16 protein-coding genes are annotated in these 16,585 nt (G+C 63.2%); 2 read left to right on the top strand and 14 right to left on the bottom strand.

The window, feature by feature from the left end:
• Positions 1 to 34 precede the first annotated feature (34 nt).
• The 7 genes from rpoZ to VQ071_RS04975 all read right to left on the bottom strand — a co-directional run bounded on the left by rpoZ (position 35) and on the right by VQ071_RS04975 (position 6,975).
• Entirely contained in the window at positions 35 to 265 is a 231-nt protein-coding gene (rpoZ, locus tag VQ071_RS05005; RefSeq protein WP_340512761.1) for a DNA-directed RNA polymerase subunit omega, read from the bottom strand.
• A 4-nt stretch (positions 266 to 269) separates the two neighbouring features.
• Positions 270 to 905, bottom strand: coding sequence for a guanylate kinase (gene gmk / locus VQ071_RS05000; RefSeq protein ID WP_340512760.1), 636 nt, complete (start codon positions 903 to 905; stop codon positions 270 to 272).
• Between the two features lie 13 nt (positions 906 to 918).
• Entirely contained in the window at positions 919 to 1,179 is a 261-nt protein-coding gene (gene remA / locus VQ071_RS04995) for an extracellular matrix/biofilm regulator RemA (protein ID WP_027084220.1), read from the bottom strand.
• Between the two features lie 166 nt (positions 1,180 to 1,345).
• The gene (locus tag VQ071_RS04990; RefSeq protein WP_340512758.1) at positions 1,346 to 3,259 is read right to left on the bottom strand and encodes a bifunctional homocysteine S-methyltransferase/methylenetetrahydrofolate reductase; all 1,914 of its coding nucleotides are present in this window, start codon (positions 3,257 to 3,259) and stop codon (positions 1,346 to 1,348) included.
• A gap of 236 nt (positions 3,260 to 3,495) precedes the next feature.
• Positions 3,496 to 4,326, bottom strand: a complete 831-nt coding sequence (dapF, locus tag VQ071_RS04985; RefSeq protein ID WP_340512757.1) for a diaminopimelate epimerase — start codon at positions 4,324 to 4,326, stop codon at positions 3,496 to 3,498.
• A gap of 153 nt (positions 4,327 to 4,479) precedes the next feature.
• Complete coding sequence (locus VQ071_RS04980) at positions 4,480 to 6,069, bottom strand: AraC family transcriptional regulator (RefSeq protein ID WP_340512756.1); 1,590 nt, start codon at positions 6,067 to 6,069, stop codon at positions 4,480 to 4,482.
• Positions 6,070 to 6,165: 96 nt separating this feature from the next.
• Positions 6,166 to 6,975, bottom strand: coding sequence for an ABC transporter substrate-binding protein (locus VQ071_RS04975; protein WP_340512755.1), 810 nt, complete (start codon positions 6,973 to 6,975; stop codon positions 6,166 to 6,168).
• A gap of 44 nt (positions 6,976 to 7,019) precedes the next feature.
• On the opposite strand from VQ071_RS04975, the gene VQ071_RS04970 reads away from it, so the two are divergent.
• Entirely contained in the window at positions 7,020 to 7,292 is a 273-nt protein-coding gene (locus VQ071_RS04970; RefSeq protein WP_340512754.1) for a hypothetical protein, read from the top strand.
• Between the two features lie 504 nt (positions 7,293 to 7,796).
• On the opposite strand, the gene VQ071_RS04965 is transcribed toward VQ071_RS04970, so the two are convergent.
• Both VQ071_RS04965 and VQ071_RS04960 read right to left on the bottom strand, forming a co-directional pair.
• Positions 7,797 to 8,228, bottom strand: coding sequence for a hypothetical protein (locus tag VQ071_RS04965; protein ID WP_340512753.1), 432 nt, complete (start codon positions 8,226 to 8,228; stop codon positions 7,797 to 7,799).
• Positions 8,229 to 8,347: 119 nt separating this feature from the next.
• A complete protein-coding gene (locus VQ071_RS04960) occupies positions 8,348 to 11,173 on the bottom strand; it encodes a calcium-translocating P-type ATPase, SERCA-type (RefSeq protein ID WP_340512752.1) in 2,826 nt (941 codons plus the stop codon).
• A 179-nt stretch (positions 11,174 to 11,352) separates the two neighbouring features.
• Here VQ071_RS04960 and VQ071_RS04955 point away from each other — a divergent pair, with 179 nt between their 5' ends.
• Complete coding sequence (locus VQ071_RS04955) at positions 11,353 to 13,089, top strand: Rqc2 family fibronectin-binding protein (RefSeq protein ID WP_340512751.1); 1,737 nt, start codon at positions 11,353 to 11,355, stop codon at positions 13,087 to 13,089.
• A gap of 103 nt (positions 13,090 to 13,192) precedes the next feature.
• On the opposite strand, the gene VQ071_RS04950 is transcribed toward VQ071_RS04955, so the two are convergent.
• From VQ071_RS04950 to VQ071_RS04930, 5 genes are all read right to left on the bottom strand, one after another.
• Positions 13,193 to 14,074, bottom strand: a complete 882-nt coding sequence (locus tag VQ071_RS04950; protein ID WP_340512750.1) for a PHP domain-containing protein — start codon at positions 14,072 to 14,074, stop codon at positions 13,193 to 13,195.
• A complete protein-coding gene (locus VQ071_RS04945; protein ID WP_340512749.1) occupies positions 14,071 to 14,970 on the bottom strand; it encodes a LysR family transcriptional regulator in 900 nt (299 codons plus the stop codon). The genes VQ071_RS04950 and VQ071_RS04945 overlap by 4 nt, the downstream gene beginning before the upstream one ends.
• Positions 14,971 to 15,080: 110 nt before the next feature.
• A complete protein-coding gene (locus VQ071_RS04940) occupies positions 15,081 to 15,518 on the bottom strand; it encodes a hypothetical protein (RefSeq protein WP_340512748.1) in 438 nt (145 codons plus the stop codon).
• 221 nt (positions 15,519 to 15,739) lie between these two features.
• Entirely contained in the window at positions 15,740 to 16,003 is a 264-nt protein-coding gene (locus VQ071_RS04935) for a YlbG family protein (protein WP_340512747.1), read from the bottom strand.
• Between the two features lie 40 nt (positions 16,004 to 16,043).
• Complete coding sequence (locus VQ071_RS04930) at positions 16,044 to 16,532, bottom strand: YlbF family regulator (RefSeq protein ID WP_340512746.1); 489 nt, start codon at positions 16,530 to 16,532, stop codon at positions 16,044 to 16,046.
• Positions 16,533 to 16,585 lie beyond the last annotated feature (53 nt).

The raw sequence follows: 16,585 nt of genomic DNA, 5'->3' as shown, positions 1-16,585 counted from the left end.
CAACCTCGAAGGGTTGTTTGCAGCCGGTTTATGCTTATTCTTCGCCTTGGCCTTCGGCCGCTTCCTCTTCGGAGATCGCCTCGACTGTAATGTAGTCCTTAAAAATCTCCTCTAGCGCGACGCCTACTACCTTGTGGGACTTCGGCGCGTGCAGCTTGGTCGTCTGGCCTTCGCGCAGCGAACGCGCGCGCTTGGACGCCGCGACGACCAATGTGTATTTGCTGTCCACCTTGCGGACAAGCTCGTCAATCGATGGGTATAGCATGTAATCACCTCTCCGGTATGTTCTGCGTCTCGCGCAGGCTCGCAAGCTCCACGAACAGCTCGTGCAGGAACCGCTCGCGCTTGCAATGCTCGGCAATCATGATGCTCTCGATGCGGCGGCACGCCGTATCGATCTCGTCGTTGACGACCGCGTAGTCGTAATGCTCCAGCAAGTTCATCTCCTGAACGGCAACGGACAGTCGGTGATCGATCGTCGCCTGCGACTCGGTCCCCCGGCCGATGAGCCGGTCCTTCAGCTCACGCAGCGACGGCGGCAGCAGGAAGACGAGGATGCCCTCGGGGAACTTCTCCCGCACCTTGACGGCGCCCTGCACCTCGATCTCCAAAATGATGTCCTTGCCCTCGGAGAGCGTCTTCTCCACGAAGTCGCGCGGCGTGCCGTAGTAGTTGCCGACATACTCGGCATACTCGAGCAGCGCGTCGCGCTCGATCATGTCGTTGAACTGTTCGCGCGTCCTGAAAAAATAGTTGACCCCGTCGATCTCTCCAGCCCGCGGAGCGCGGGTCGTAGCCGACACCGAATACGTCAGCTCCGGCAGCTTGCGGCGCAGCGCGGCGCATACCGTGCCCTTGCCGACGCCGGAGGGGCCGGACAATACGATCAGCAATCCTCTGTTCATGGACTTCCCCGATTCATTCGTCATGTTCGTCGTCTTTGGTGGACAGGCGATGTGCCACCGTCTCCGGCTGGACCGCGGACAGGATGACGTGATCGCTGTCCGTAATGATAACGGCGCGCGTGCGGCGGCCGTACGTCGCGTCGATCAGCATATGCCGGTCGCGCGCTTCTTGGATGATCCGCTTGATCGGCGCGGACTCCGGACTCACGATGGAAATGATCCGGTTCGCCGATACGATGTTGCCGAATCCGATATTGATCAGCTTGATCGCCATGCCACTATTCCCTCCGATCCATGTCTCGCTGGCAGCGGCGTCATGCGTCGGTCTGGCACCATTGTTGCCCAACCGGCGCTCCCGCATACCGCGATCGATGGAATACGCTTGGCCTTGTCCGCACCCGGTATGATGCTCAGATCGGTCTGCGGCAGGCCATATTGAATCATTTTACTTGATAATCGGTAGTCGGACAAGAGGCGCAGCCACAATTGTTGGCATGAATTCCGCTGCGCTCTTTGACATATCGCGTCAATTCGACCGTCATCTCGTAGTGAAGGAACGGCGTCATCAGGTAAATGCCGTTGAAATGCTTCATCGCCGTGTCGAGCAGTTCCTTGGCGATGGCGATGCCTTCGGCGCGCCCCTCCGCCCCCTCGAGACCGTGCATCCGCTCGCGGACCGCGTCGGACAGCTGAATGCCCGGCACCTCGTTGTGCAGGTATTCGGCGTTGCGCCCGTTCGCAAGCGGGAAGATGCCGAGGAAGATCGGTACGCCCAGATGCTTGGTCGACTCCGCGATGCGCTCGATCAGCTCCGCGTCGTACACCGGCTGGGTCATGATGTAGTCCGCGCCGGCCGCCACCTTTTTCTCCAGCCGCTGCACGGCTTTGTCCAGATGCTTGACGTTCGGGTTGAACGCCGCACCGATGACGAACTTCGCCTTCTGCTTGAGCGCGCGGCCGGAGAAGGCGACGCCCTCGTTGAGCTGCTTGATCATCTTGATGATCTCGAACGAGGTCAGGTCGTACACCGAGCTCGAGCTGGGCAGATCGCCGTACTTGGCCGGATCGCCCGTCACGGCGAGGACATGGTCGATGCCGAGCGCGTCGAATCCCATCATATGCGACTGCGTGCCGATGAGATTGCGGTCGCGGCAGGCGATATGCACGAGCGGACGGATGCCGACCCGCTCCTGCACGAGCGCGCCGAGCGCCATGTTGCTCATGCGCGTGACCGCCAGCGAGTTGTCCGCCATCGTCAGGGCGTCGGCCTGCGCTTCCTTCAGCGCCTCCGCACCTGCCATGAAGCGGCCGATGTCCAGATCCTTGGGCGGATCGAGCTCAACGATAACCGTGTGGCGCTGGCGGACGAGATCGACGATATTCGCCTCTGCGTCGCCGCGACCGCCAGTCCCCGGAACACGCGGGCGGGGCATCGCGTCGGACGCGTCGGCCGACGTCGCCGGACGATCCGAGGCGGCCGGCGCAGGCGTGTAGCCCCGCAGCGCCTCCGCGATCGCCCGAACATGCTCCGGCGTCGTCCCGCAGCAGCCGCCGAAGAGGCGGACGCCGTTGTCCGCGAACTTCCTGGCATTCTCGCCGAAGTACGCCGGCGACGCGGAGTACACGACTTTGCCGTCCTCGTAATCGGGCAGGCCCGCATTCGGGAACGCACTGAGAGGCAGGCCCAGATCGAGCGGGATGTTCAGGACCGCGCGCAGGATGCCGTTCGGTCCGCTGCGGCAGTTGAAGCCGACGACATCCGCACCCTCGTCCTTCAGCCGCTTGAACGCCTCGCCCATCGGCACGCCGTCGCGGGTGACCGCGGGATCGTCCACCGCAAACTGACAGATGACAGGCAGATCGCCGAGTCGGCGTGCGATGCGCAGGGCGATCGACAGCTCCTCCAGCTCAAAAAACGTCTCGAGCAGAATGCCGTCCGCGCCGGCGCCGATGAGCGCGCCGATCTGCTCTTCGTAGTCGCGGGTGATCTCGGCCGTGCGCGCGTTTTTGCGCTGGCCGGCCCGGATCGCCCCGACCGTGCCGAGCACGTAGGCGGATTCGCCCGCGGCCCGCCTCGCCAGCGCGACGCCTGCGGCGTTGATGTCCGCAGTCTGCCGCTCCAGCCCGAATCGCGCCAGGTTGCCGTGCTGCGCCGCGAACGTATTCGTCTCCAGGACGTCCGCGCCGGCCGCAATATAGCGCCGGTGGACCTCCTCGATCGTATCGGGCTTGATCAGATTGTATTCTTCGAACGCGACGCCGATCGGGAATCCGAGCTGGTACAAATAGGTACCCATCGCTCCGTCCCCTACGAGCGTACGCTGGGTCAGCGCTGTGCGCAAATCCGGTTTCAAGAGGCCTCTCATCCTATCTATGGCATGGAATGGAATGAATGACGCAAGTTCGTTCTATATAATGTAGCACACTTCGCCCCTCGCGGAAATGCCCGGCGTCTCCTAAATGCCCCGAGACCGATACAAAGAAGAAGAACCCGGACGCGTCCGGGTTCTGGCAATTGCGTTCAGCGTGCGGCTGCGGCGTACGCTGCGGCCGCACGCTGCGGCCGATCGCCGGGTCGCCGGGGGCGGCGTCAGACCGTGCCGGTATAGACCGCTTCGGCCGGTCCGGTCATGTAGACGCGGTTGTTGTCCTCGCTCCACTCGATGAACAGGTCGCCGCCGGCTAGCGAGATCGTCGCCGCGCGGCCGGTCAGCCCGTTCAGCACGGAGGAGACGAGCGTCGCGCAGGCACCGGTGCCGCAGGCTAGCGTCGGGCCCGCGCCCCGCTCCCATACGCGCATGTCCACTTGCTCGCCCGAATTCACTGTCGCAAATTCGACGTTAATTTTCCGCGGGAACAGCGCATGCGTCTCGAGCTTCGGCCCCCAGACCGCCAGGTCGAAGCCGACCGCGTCGTCCACGTAGATGACCGCGTGCGGATTGCCCATCGAGACGGCGGTAAACTTGAACTCGCGTCCGTCCACCGTGACCGATTGCGCCATGACGGGATTGGCGTCGATCGTCGTCGGCACGTCGAGACCGTTCAGGATCGGCTCGCCCATATCGACGCGCACGCGGCGAACGCGCCCGTCCTCGACCTCCAGCTGGACGGGCTGCACGCCCGCGCCCAGCGTCTCGATCGTAATCTCCGACCGTTCGATCAGACCGTTGTCGTATACGTACTTCGCGACGCAGCGGATCGCGTTGCCGCATTGCTCGGCTTCCGAGCCGTCCGAGTTGATGATGCGCATCTTGAAGTCCGCGCGCTCCGACGGCAGGATGTAGACGAGGCCGTCGGCGCCGATGCCGAAGTAGCGGTTGCAGAGCTTGACTGCGCGGTCCGCCGCGTCCGCGGGCAGCGCCTGCTCGCCGTGCACCACGATGAAGTCGTTGCCGAGGCCGTGCATTTTCGTAAATTGCATAGGGATGAACCCTCCTGTATGAATATCCTGGCGGACCGTTCGTCCGTTTCCATAATCATACCGCAACGGTTCTTCCCTGCGCATACAGGAATCGCAAACTAGTTTGTACTATTCCGCATGTCGGACCGATCGCGGGCATACGGGCGGAGACATTCAGGTCGCCTCCCGCACCAGCAGCCGCTCCATCTCGGCCAGATGTCCCTCCAGCGTGATCGGGTTGTAGTTGCCCCACGTATCGTTCACTACATACGCCCGGCCTTCCCTGAACGCCTTCAGCCCGGTCCAATGGGCCGTCCGGACGATGTACCGGCCCGATGCCTCCTCCGGCATGCCGGGGGCATCCGGCAGCGCGAGGCAGACGAGGTCTCCCGCGTAGCGGGGCATGTCCTCCAGCGCGATGCGCACCCAATTCGCGGGCTTGGCCCGTTCGATCAAAGCGCGGACCGGCTCGGGCGCGTCGTAGCCGAGCGCCCGGTATAGCGTATGGCCGAAGTGCCGGTCCAGGTACACATAGAGGCCGCCATGATGATAGACGAATGCGGTCGCCGTACGCCCGCCTCCAGCCGCAGCCCCTAGCCTGAGCCGCGTCTCCCTGGCCTTGGCCTCGTAGCCGGCGATCCAGCGTTCGGCGGCTTCCCGCCTGCCGAGCAGGTCTCCCATGCACCGCAGGCGGGTGTACATGTCGTCGTCCCAGGCGAATTCGAATGCCGGAGCGACGCTGCCGAGCCCCGCGGTCTGCGACGAACTCAAATAGCTTGGGAACATGATCAGATCGGGGCGAAGACGCGACAGATGCTGCGGTTCGAGCGGGATGGGCATCGCTTCAACCCCGTGCGCCGCTTCTCCGAACAACGGCAGCACCTCGGGACTGGAGGCGACCGGCTTGACGCCGAGCGCCAGCAGTTCGCCCGTATACTGAATGACGCATATGCGGGGGTAAGCCCCCGTCCGCCTCCGGTACTCGCTCGGTGCGGCGCCGGTCGCGCGCTTGAACGCGCGGCTGAAGTAGTATTCGTCCCTGTAGCCGGACCGCTGCGCGATATCTCTGACGCGCAGCCGCGTCTCCAGCATGAGCCGCTTGGCGTGGCTGATGCGCAGATCAGCTAGATACGCCGAAGGACTGCGGCCGGTCAGCGCCTTGAATCTGGCGCCGAACTGCCAGCGGCTGAGCCCGGTGTCTGCGGCCAGCGCATCCAGGTCGACCGGCTCCCGGAAGGATCGATCCAGCGCGGCCAATGCGAACCGCAAGGCGTCACTGCTGCGGCTGTCCGTCCCGCGCATGCAGGCCCGCAGCGCATCCAGCAGCAACTGCTGGCACGCGACGCCGGCCTGCATGCGGTCGAGCGGGTCCGGAGATCGCCAGCCGGTCAATGCGCGGCCCAGTTCCGTGCAGGCGCCCGCTCCGACTCCAGCCTTGGCGACCGCCCGCGGTCCCGGCCAACACTCGCCGCCAGCCCCCGCCGCAATCTCAAAATGCAGCTCGTAGCCGCGCAGCCCGCTCTCTTCCGCAGCGCTAAGCTCGACTTCCGACCCGGGAGGCACGAGCAGGCCGTCTCCCGCCGACAACATCCCGGCCTCCCCGGCGGCGGTATAGCGGCCGCTGCCGCTGACGATCGCCAGCAGCCTGACGACAGGCGAAGCAGCGAGCGCGGACTGCCCGGCGACGCCCGTCTCGCCGATGTGCAAGAGTATGGCGGCCGGCGCAGGACGGGCGCTGCTGCCCGTATGAATGACGAATGACATAGTCCGCACTCCATTTTAATTGATAATTATTATCAATCATTATAACAGGCGCGGCGCCGTCTGTCCGCCGTCTGTCTGCCGTATTCGACGCTTCGCTCAAGGCGTGAACAGCTTGACCGCTTCGTCCAGCTGCCAGTCCAGCGTGAGCGGGTCGTTCAGCCCCCAGCGCCCAGGCACGACATATGCGTGCTCGGCCTTGACTGCCGGCAGCGTCGCCCAGACCGGGCTGTCCTTGAGCGCCTTAAGCGTATCTTCGCTGCCTGCGGACTCGACGAGCAGGATTCGGTCGCCCGCATAGTCGGGCAGCTTTTCGATCGAGATTTCCTTCCACAGCTCGGAGCCGCCTGCGAACGAAGCCTCGACGCTTTTCGGCATCGAGAAGCCGAGCGAGTCGTACAACGTCACGCCGACCCTGGCCGGGCCGTATACGTACAGCTTTTTGTCGCCGTACAATATAAATGCCGTCGCGGTCTCTCCTTCGTTTACTTTGCCCTTCAGCTTTTCCCGGGTTTGCGCGGCCTTGTCCTCGTATGCGGCGATCCAGGCGTCTGCCGCGTCCGCGCGGCCGACCAGCTCGCCGAGCGTCCGCAGGCGGGTGAACTCGTCGCTGCCGTAGGCGACGGCGACGGTCGGCGCAATCTTGGACAGCTGCTCCAGGTCGCCGGGCTCGACAAAGTCAGGGACGATAATCAGATCGGGCGCCAGCGCGATGAGCTTCTCGGCATTCGGCACGAGGTCCGCTCCGCCCACGTCCGCGATGCCCGCCAGCTGTTCCTCCGACAGAGACAGCTTCGCATTAATATAATTGGTGCCGATCATCGGCTGGCCGAGCGCGATCATCTCGGGGGCAAAGTAATGCGCGACCAGCTTCTGCGGGTGGACGGGAATCTCGACCTGGCGGTTCACCGCATCCGTATAAACCCGCGTCCCCGCATTCGAAGACGCATCCGATGCCAAAGCGGAAGGAGATGATGCGGATGGAGAAGGCGAAGCTTGCGGCGAGCTGGCATGCGGCGAGCTGGCATGCGGCGAGCTGGCATGCGGCGAGCTGGCATGCGGCGAGCTGGCATGCGGCGAGCTGGCATGCGGCGAGCTGGCATGCGGCGAGCTGGCATGCGGCGAGCTGGCATGCGACGAGCTGGCATGCGACGAACCAGCCCCGCTCGCGCCGTCATTGCCGCCGCTGCCGCATGCTGATAAGGCAGAGCCGAGCAGCAGGCTGATTCCTAATAGAATGACTGGCATTTTCTTCGGCATAACGAGATCGATCCCTTTTGTTATGAATGATAATCATTCTCATATAAGTCGAACTCAGTCTACCCTATGCCGCAGTCGCGGACAATGGACAATTTGATAGACGCAGATGGACAAAATGAGAAATTATCTTGGGATGGATCGATCGGATGTTCGATAACGGCAGTCGCGAGAGCGTCACGTTCGGCGAAATAACGATGTGCCCCATTCTTATCCCGCTGCGATGGCACCGTTTCGGCGAAATAACGATGTGCCGTATTCTTATCCGGCTACGATGGCACCATTTCGGCGAATTAACGATGTGCCGTATTCTTATCCGGCTGCGATGGCAACGTTCCGGCGAAATAACGATGTGCCGCATTCTTATCCGGCTACGATGGTACTATTCCGGCGAAATAACGATGTGCCGTATTCTTATCCGGCTGCGGTGGCAACGTTCCGGCGAAATAACGATGTGCCGCATTCTTATCAGGCTACGATGGTACTATTCCGGCGAAATAACGATGCGTCGTATTCTTATCCGGTGGTGGTGGCGCCATTTCGGCGAAATAACGATGTGCCGCATTCTTATCCGACGGCGATGGCACCGTTCCGGCGAAATAACGATGTGCCGTATTCTTATCCGGCCGCGATGGCACCATTTCGGCGAAATAACGACGTGTCGCATTCTTATCCGACTGCGGTGGTGCCATTTCGGCGAAATAACGATGTGCCGCATTCTTATCCCGCTGCGATGGCACCATTCCGGCGAAATAGCGATGTGCCGCATTCTTATCCGGCTGCGATGGCACCATTTCGGCGAAATAACGATGTGCCGCATTCTTATCCGGCTGCGATGGCACCATTTCGGCGAAATAACGATGTGCCGTATTCTTATCCGGCGGCGGTGGTGCCACAACGGTCAAGTAACGATGCGCCCACCCGCGCTTGCACGGCAGAAAAGCCCGCCCCGACGCGCCGGGAGGGCACGCGGGAGCGGGCTTTTCTAACTGCCAACCGGCAGCTGCGAGAGATCGGTGCGACCTCAGCGGACCACGGTCTTGACCGGGCCTGCGCCGCGGCCGCCGCCGTACGAGATGCGTCCGCCGGACCGGCGGCGGCGCGAGGAGCCCCACACGCTGCCGATGCCCATCGCGAACGTCGGGATGCCCGCGGCCACGAAGACGAGCGCCCAGTCGCGCAGGTCGAGCGGCACCGTCTTGAAGATCGGCTGCAGCGGCGCTAAGTACAGCACTGCGAGCAGGAGCAGCAGCGAGGACAATACGGCCAGCACGAGGAACTTGTTCTCCAGAAAGCGGCGGTGAAAAATGGAGCGCGAGCTCCGGCAATCGAACACGTGGATGAGCTGCGCCATGACGAGCGTGGCGAAGGCGACGCTCTGCGCGTGGACGAGCGTGGTTGCGTCCGCATCCCGGCCGCCGAGCGTGATGACGAAGGCGGCCAGCGTGCAGAGACCGATCAGCACGCCGCGGCTGATGATCTTCCATCCCAGCCGCCGCGCGAAGATGTTCTCCTTGGCCGAGCGGGGCTTGTGCCGCATCAGGTCGCTCTCGGCCTGGTCCACGCCGAGCGCCATCGCGGGCAGGCCGTCGGTGACCAGGTTGACCCACAGAATCTGGATCGGGATGAGCGGCAGCGGCAGCGCGGCCATCATCGCGAAAAACATGACGAGAATCTCGCCGACGTTCGAGGCCAGCAGATAGCGGATGAACTTGCGGATGTTCTCGTAGATGCCCCTGCCTTCTTCGACGGCCGCGACGATCGACGAGAAATTGTCGTCGGCGAGCACGAGCGCGGAGGCTTCCTTGGTCACGTCCGTGCCGGTGATGCCCATCGCGATGCCGATGTCGGCGGCCTTGACCGCCGGCGCGTCGTTCACGCCGTCGCCCGTCATGGCGACGACATGGCCGCGGCGCTGCAACGACTGCACGATGCGCAGCTTGTGCTCCGGCGACACGCGGGCGTAGACGTAGACATCGTCCGAGATCTTGTCGAGCTGCTCGTCGGTCAGACCCGCCAGCTCCGCGCCACTGACGGCTTTGCCGTCGCGGGGCAAAATGCCGAGCGTACGCGCGATCGCTTCGGCCGTCATCTGATGGTCGCCGGTGATCATCACCGTCTTGATGCCGGCCGCCTTGCATCTCTGAATGGCGTCGTGCACCTCGCGGCGCGGCGGGTCCATCATGCCGCCCAGGCCGACGAAGACGAGTCCCTCCTCCGCCTCGTCCTCGGACTCGCATGTCTCGCCGCCCTTGGCCTCGCGGTAGGCGAACCCGAGCACGCGCAGCGCCTCGTTGGCCATCGCTTCGTTCGCGCGCAGCACCTTCTGCCGCAGCGTCCCCGTGAACGGCACCACCTTGCCGTCCCACAGCGCATACGCGCAGCGGTCGATCAGCATGTCCGGCGCGCCCTTCGTGCATACGAGCCGGCCGCCCTGATGCGATACGAGCACCGACATCCGCTTGCGCTCGGCGTCGAACGGGAATTCCTTCATGCGCGGATAGAGCGCTTCGAGCGAAGCGCGGGGCAGACCGGACTTGGCGGCGAGCGCGAGCAGCGCACCTTCGGTCGGGTCGCCCTTAACCTGCCAATCGGCCGCATCGGCGCTATCGTCTTCCGCCCGCTCGGACTTGCGCCCGCGCGCTTCGGCGCCGCGTTCGCTCTTCGCCAGCTCGGCGTTGTTGCACAGCGCGGCGACCTGGATGAGCCTGCGGAGCGAGGCATCTCCCTTGACGTCTACCGCCGCCCCGCGCTCCAGCAGTTGGCCTGACGGCCCATAGCCTTCGCCCGTCACCTCGATCTCCCGGCCGCCCGTCCACACACGGGTGACGGTCATCTTGTTCTGCGTGAGCGTACCCGTCTTGTCGGAGCAGATGACCGAGGCGCAGCCGAGAGTCTCGACGCTCGGCAGCTTGCGCACGATCGCCTTGCGGCGGATCATCCGCTGTACGCCGAGCGCCAGCGCGATCGTGACGATCGCAGGCAGCCCCTCCGGTATGGCGGCGACGGCGAGGCTGACGCCCGCCAGGAACATGCCGTAGAGCGGCTGTCCGTGCAGCACGCCTGCGACGACGACGAGCACGGTGAGCGCCAGCGCGACGACGATCAGTATCTTGCCGAGCTGCTCCAGCCGGTGCTGCAGCGGCGTCTCGGCCTCATCCGTCTGCTGGATGAGGTCGGCGATCTTGCCCATCTCGGTGTTCATGCCCGTGCGCACGACGACGCCACGGGCCGTCCCGCGCGTCACCATCGTGCCGAGATAGGCGCAGTTCTTGCGGTCGCCGAGCGGCAGCTCCGCGGCATAGAGCGGCATGGACTGCTTGGCCGCAGGGACGGACTCCCCGGTGAGGGCGGCCTCCTCGATCGTACACTGGCTGCTCTGCACGAGCCGCAGATCCGCAGGCACCCGGTCCCCGCTCTCGAGCACAACGAGATCGCCGGGCACGAGTTCGCTCGCGGGCACGACCTCAAGGCTGCCGCCGCGGATCACCTTGGCATGGGGCGCCGACAGCTCCTTGAGCGCGCGCAGCGAACGCTCCGCCCTGAATTCCTGATAGAAGCCGAGCAGACCGTTCAGGACGATGATGGCGATGATCGTGAGCGCATCCAGCATCTCGCCGAGCAGCCCCGATACGACCGTCGCACCGGCCAGCACGAGCACCATAAAATCTTTGAATTGATTCAGCAGCAGCTTGATCGGAGATTCCCTGCGCTTCTCCGCCAGCTCGTTGGGTCCATGCCCCGCCAGCTTTTCCTTTGCGGCGCTCGGCGCCAGGCCTTCCTTCGTGTTCGTCTGGAGCAATACGGCTAGCTCGTCTTCGCTTAGCTGATGCCAGGCCTTCCCTTCCACGACGGGTTCCTCCTCCCGGATATCGCCCTCCGGACGAAGCCGGACAGCCTACTAGCCTATGTCTATTCGGCCAAGCCCGGAAATATCCCCTTGTCCGCCGCCTTTCCCTTTGGAGCCGGATGTGGCATCATAGAGGAACGGATTTCCGAAAAAAAGCAACAGTCAGGAGTCATGCCTCTATGTCACTCGACGGCATCGTCGCGCGCGCGCTCGTCCACGAGCTGCAGGAGATCGCCGGCGCCCGCATCGCCAAAATTTATCAGCCTACCGAGCACGAGATCGTGCTGCACATCCGCGGCCAGGGCTTCGGACGCAAGCTGCTGCTGTCCGCGCATCCCTCGATGCCGAGGCTTCACTATACGGAGCAGCCCTGGGCCAACCCTCAGGAGCCGCCGATGTTCTGCATGCTGCTGCGCAAGCACTGCGAAGGCGGCATCGTCGAAGCCGTGCGCCAGCTCGGCGCGGAGCGCATCGTCGAGATCGACGTCCGCCACCGCGACGAACTGGGGGATCTGTCCCTCAAGCGGCTCGTCCTCGAGATTATGGGACGCCACAGCAACCTCGTGCTGCTCGATCCGCAGACCGGTATCGTCCACGACAGCATCCGTCATGTGACGCCCGCGATCAGCAGCTACCGGGTCGTCCTGCCGGGCACGCGGTACGTGCCGCCTCCGGCACAGGACAAGCTGGACCCGCTCGAGGCGACGGCGGCCGACGCCAAGCTCGCCCTCGAGACGGCAGCTGCAGGCGGCTCCGCGCTGCCCGGCGCGCTCGTCGAAGCGTTTACGGGCTTAAGCCCGCTGCTCGCCAAGGAGATCGTCTATCGCGCCGGCGGCAGCGAGGAGGCCGTCCCCGCCGTCTTTGCCGCGCTCATGGCCGAAGCCGCCGCGCATCGCTACGCGCCGTCGATCGTCCTCGATCCCTCCGGCCGCACGCAGTTCCATGCGCTGACGCTGACGCATGTGCCGGGCGAGCGCCGCGAATTCGTTTCCATGAACGAATGTCTGGAAGCCTACTATACCGACAAGGCCGAGCGCGACCTCGTCCGCCAGCGGACCGTCGACCTGACCCGGCTGCTGCAGAACGAGACGGTCAAAAACGTCAAAAAGCTGGAAAAGCTGCGTCAGACGCTGAACGAAGCCGAAGGCGCGGACAAGTACCGCAGGCTCGGCGAGCTGCTGACCGCACATCTGTACGCGATGAGCAAAGGGGATAAGCAGGTCGAGGTTACCGATTATTACGAGGAGGATCAGCCGACGATCCGCGTGCAGTTGGACCCGCTGCTCACGCCGAACGAGAACGCACAGCGATACTTCCGCAAATATACGAAAATGAAAAACAGCCGCGAGGTCGTCACCGAGCAGATCGACGAGACGGAGCGCGAGATCGCCTATCTCGAATCGGTGCTGCAGGGACTCGACACAGCGACGCCGGCGGACATCGAGGAGATTCGCGCGGAGCTGATGGAGCAGGGCTACATTCGCGCGCGGGGCGGCCGCAAGGGCGACCGCGGCAAGAAAAAAAACGACCGGCCCGCCATCCTCTGCTACACGTCGAGCGAGGGCGTGCCGATCTATGTGGGCAAAAACAATACGCAAAACGATTATGTGACCAACCGCCTCGGCCAGCCGAGCGACACCTGGCTTCATACGAAGGACATGCCCGGCTCCCATGTGCTCATCCGCGCCGCCGAATTCGGCGAGCAGACGCTGAGGGAAGCGGCGAATCTGGCCGCCTACTACAGCAAGGGCAAGGAATCGAGCCTCGTGCCGGTCGACTATACGAAGATCCGGCTCGTGCGCAAGCCGAGCGGCGCCAAGCCGGGCTACGTCATCTACGACGGCCAGAAGACGCTGTTCATCACGCCGGACGAAGCGCTCGTCCGCACGCTGCCGAGCGTCGTCAAGAAGGCTTGATCGGCGTGTGTGCGTGCCTAATGCTCGCACAGCCGATGCGTCGGCGCTGCCCGCCGCCTCATCGGCTGTGCGGGCTTTTTTTGCGCCCGCAGCCCGCTCAATATCACTCGTCAAGCGCCTTCCGGTCCGCACCCGTCCGCCGGTCCGATGTGCGCTTCCTGAGCGCAGCCACGACGGCCGCATCCGCCGTTCGCCAGCCGATCGGGCCGTGATAGATGCGTCCCTTGCGCGCGCCGTGAAAGTCCGAGCCGCCCGTCGCCAGCACGCCGTGCCGCTCGGCCATGGCCGCGTAGCGGCGTTCGTCCTCGGCCGAGTGATCCGAGTGGTATACCTCGACGCCGTCCGCACCGCCGGCCGCCAGCAGCGCTTCGACGGCAGCGTCCGCGCCGTACAAGCCCGGATGCGCGACGACCGCGGCCCCGCCCGCCTCGTGAATCCAGGCGATCGCCTCGGCAGGCACGATGCGCGGCGGCAGGACATACGCAGGCTTGCCCTCCGCCAGGTAGCGGTCGAACGCCTCCTGCAGCGTTCCCACCGTGCCCATCCGGAGCAGCGCCTCCGCAATATGCGGCCGTCCTACCGTCTCGTCCGGCCCCCGGTCCCTCCCGGCTGCGTCCAGCACGTCCTCCCACGTGAGCGGCACGCCGAGCTCGTTCAGCCTGGCTACGATCAGCTCGTTGCGCGAATCCCGCACACGCCGCTGCGAAGCCAGGCGCGCGAGAAACACCGGGTCCCGATCGTTCGCATAATACCCGAGAATGTGAATATCCTGCCCGTCCATCGCCGTGCTGATCTCGACGCCGGGCACGATCTCGATGCCGTATGCCCGGCCGGCCACTCTGGCCTCATCCAGCCCCGCGACCGTATCGTGATCCGTGATGCCGATGGCCGCGAGTCCCGCCTCGGCCGCCATGCGGACGTTGTCCGCCGGCTTGTGCAGACCGTCCGAGGCGGTTGTATGCGTATGCAGGTCCGCTCTGTTCAAACTTGAATCCCCCTTAAATATTCCAGCAGTGAAGCCCCCGCGAGGGGCAGATCCGACGATAGCTGGCGAACCGCGTAAAATTGCCTTCGAAAAGCGATGCCGCGAATTTTGACGGGTGCCAGCAGCCCAAGGGCCACCTCGTGCCGAATCGTCCATACGGAGAGGAACGACAGGCCGAGCCCCGCCTCGACGGCGGACTTCACCGCGCCCGTACTGCCGAAGTCGCTCACGACCCGCAAATCCGAAGGACTCGCGCCTTGCCGGACGAGCTCTTCCTCCATGACCTGGCGCGTGCCCGAGCCCGTCTCTCTGAGAACCATCGGCTCTTTGAGCACTTCTTCCAGCTCGACATCGCGCCTTTCCGCGAACGGATGTCCGGCCGGGACGACGAGCACCAGCTCGTCGTTCATGACCGGCTCGGCGAGCAATCCGGGGCCTTCCGCGCGTCCTTCGACCAAGCCGAAGGCCAGGCCGTGATTCTCGATCTCCTCGATGATCTCCGTCGTATTGATGATGCGCATGCTAAGCGACAGATTGGGATATGTTTTGAGAAAGGGACCGAGCAGCCGCGGCAGCACGAACTCGCCGATCGTGAGGCTGGCCGCGAACTTCAGCTGTCCCTTCAACTGTACCGCGTGGGCGGTCATCAGCGCATCCGTTTCCCGCATGAGCTCGATGGCTTTGCGAGCTTGCGGCAGCAGGACGCGCCCGGCCTCCGTCAGCTCGAGCTTTTTGGCGGACCGATGCAGCAGCTTCGCGCCGAACCGCTCCTCGAGCGCCTGGATCTGCATCGTCACGGCTGGCTGGGTCATATGAAGAGTCTGCGCGGCGGCCGAGAAGCTCCCTCTTTCGGCGACCGTGTAGAAAGTGTGAAGTTGATGAATGTTCAGCGCCATGTTTCTCTTGCCTGCCTTCTCGAGAGTTGAATGCATTATAACACAATCGGCGGACCGCATTCGCAGAGCAACAAAAAAGCATGCCGCAGGGCATGCTTCGTATCTAACGTCTAGCGGCGTTTGCGGTTGTTCTTGATGAGCGTCATGCGGCGCGAGTGCCTTAACCAGGAATAATACGTTTTCAGATCGCGGAGCTCCATCGTCTCCGACATTCTGCCGAGGAACGTCACCACGATCATCTTGTGAAGCGGATTGCCGATCAGGTCGACTTCCTTGTCGGATACTGCGAATTCCGCTACGAATACGAGGTCGTCGTCGATCGTGTATACGTCTTCTTCGTTGCGATAGTAGGATACGATCCGTTCTTCCTTCAGACATTTCCACAAATACTCGGCGATATCGGAGAAGCCCGTCTTCTCGGATTCGACGCGGTCGGTCCACCGAATTCGAGCGTGATTGGTAATGATAATATCCGCGACTCTTTTGTCTCCAAGCGCTACGTAAAAAGGCTCATACGTGCTCCAACGTTCCGTCTGCTTGTCTTTCACAGGGCTTCCCTCCCTTCGCTCGCATGAGCCAAAAGACCTATAAGAAGTAAAAAATCGTTAGGCATTTATATACATTCTAACGCAATTATTCACGTACATTCAACAATAAAAAAAATAGATTCCATACTTTACATTTTTTTAATGTAACTTGTCCTTCGAAATATAAAAAAGAAGTGCCCTCGCTCTGCGAGCGCGGCACTTCTCGTGCATCGATCTGTGGCTCAAAGTCCGTAAAACCGGGTTTTGTCCGGCACGTTGCTCTCGTATTCGGTCTTGATCTCGCCCCGATAGGATCGCTCGATCTTGCGGACATAGGGCAGCCGCTGCAGGTTGCGGACTGTATCCTCCGCCGCCTCCGCATCCAGATAGAGCACGGCGTAATTCATCTTGCGCGACATATAGTGCAGGCTGCCGTACTTGTCCAGCGCACGCGCCGCCTTCCAGTCGCTGAACCATATGATATATCCAGTCCGCTCTGCGAACATGACTTCCCTCCGTTCTGTCGGGCTCGCCTTCAATCGGCTGTCAGCCGCAGCCCCCGCTGCCGCAGGAGCAGCTGCCCCCGTTGCCGCAGCCCGAAGCCTTCGGATTCGGGTCGTTGTCGGGCACCTTGATCGTGTCGGACACCGAATGCGCGATCAGCAGCGATACTTCGTGCAGGAGCCGGTCTACAGCGGTCTCGGCTTCCTTGAAGCGGCGGACTTCTTCGATCTCCTCGAGCCGCGCTTCGGCCGCGTATACGCGGTCCAGCGCCTCATGGTAATCGGGGTGGAAATGGCCGAATCGCTCGCACTCGCCGAACTTTTCCTTGGCCTTGAGAAATTCGCGGATGCGCGTCTGCGCTTCCCCGCTGCGCTCTACCGAACGCTTCCAGTGAACATAATCCTCCGTCAGCGCGGAGTGCTTTATAAGATCTCCCAGCTCGAAGGCGCGTGCCGCGATCGCCGCCATATCGGCCGCGGATTCGGACATCGTCGCGCCGTGCGCCTCCGGTGCGGGAAGGGATCTAACCATGGTCAAGACCTCATCACCTGCCTTGTGCGCTTGTCATGCTCTACTATCATATC

Origin of the sequence: Cohnella sp. 56, assembly GCF_037963805.1 — a bacterium.
Classification (GTDB): domain Bacteria; phylum Bacillota; class Bacilli; order Paenibacillales; family Paenibacillaceae; genus Cohnella.
This window is presented reverse-complemented; position numbering and strand designations above follow the sequence as displayed.

Bases quoted from the DNA above. Each gene is read 5' to 3' on its own strand.
- rpoZ (WP_340512761.1), bottom strand. From the start codon at position 265: ATGCTATACCCATCGATTGACGAGCTTGTCCGCAAGGTGGACAGCAAA.
- gmk (WP_340512760.1), bottom strand. From the start codon at position 905: ATGAACAGAGGATTGCTGATCGTATTGTCCGGCCCCTCCGGCGTCGGC.
- remA (WP_027084220.1), bottom strand. From the start codon at position 1,179: ATGGCGATCAAGCTGATCAATATCGGATTCGGCAACATCGTATCGGCG.
- dapF (WP_340512757.1), bottom strand. From the start codon at position 4,326: ATGCAATTTACGAAAATGCACGGCCTCGGCAACGACTTCATCGTGGTG.
- VQ071_RS04980 (WP_340512756.1), bottom strand. From the start codon at position 6,069: ATGTCATTCGTCATTCATACGGGCAGCAGCGCCCGTCCTGCGCCGGCC.
- VQ071_RS04970 (WP_340512754.1), top strand. From the start codon at position 7,020: ATGCCAAAGCGGAAGGAGATGATGCGGATGGAGAAGGCGAAGCTTGCG.
- VQ071_RS04955 (WP_340512751.1), top strand. From the start codon at position 11,353: ATGTCACTCGACGGCATCGTCGCGCGCGCGCTCGTCCACGAGCTGCAG.
- VQ071_RS04945 (WP_340512749.1), bottom strand. From the start codon at position 14,970: ATGGCGCTGAACATTCATCAACTTCACACTTTCTACACGGTCGCCGAA.
- VQ071_RS04935 (WP_340512747.1), bottom strand. From the start codon at position 16,003: ATGTTCGCAGAGCGGACTGGATATATCATATGGTTCAGCGACTGGAAG.
- VQ071_RS04930 (WP_340512746.1), bottom strand. From the start codon at position 16,532: ATGGTTAGATCCCTTCCCGCACCGGAGGCGCACGGCGCGACGATGTCC.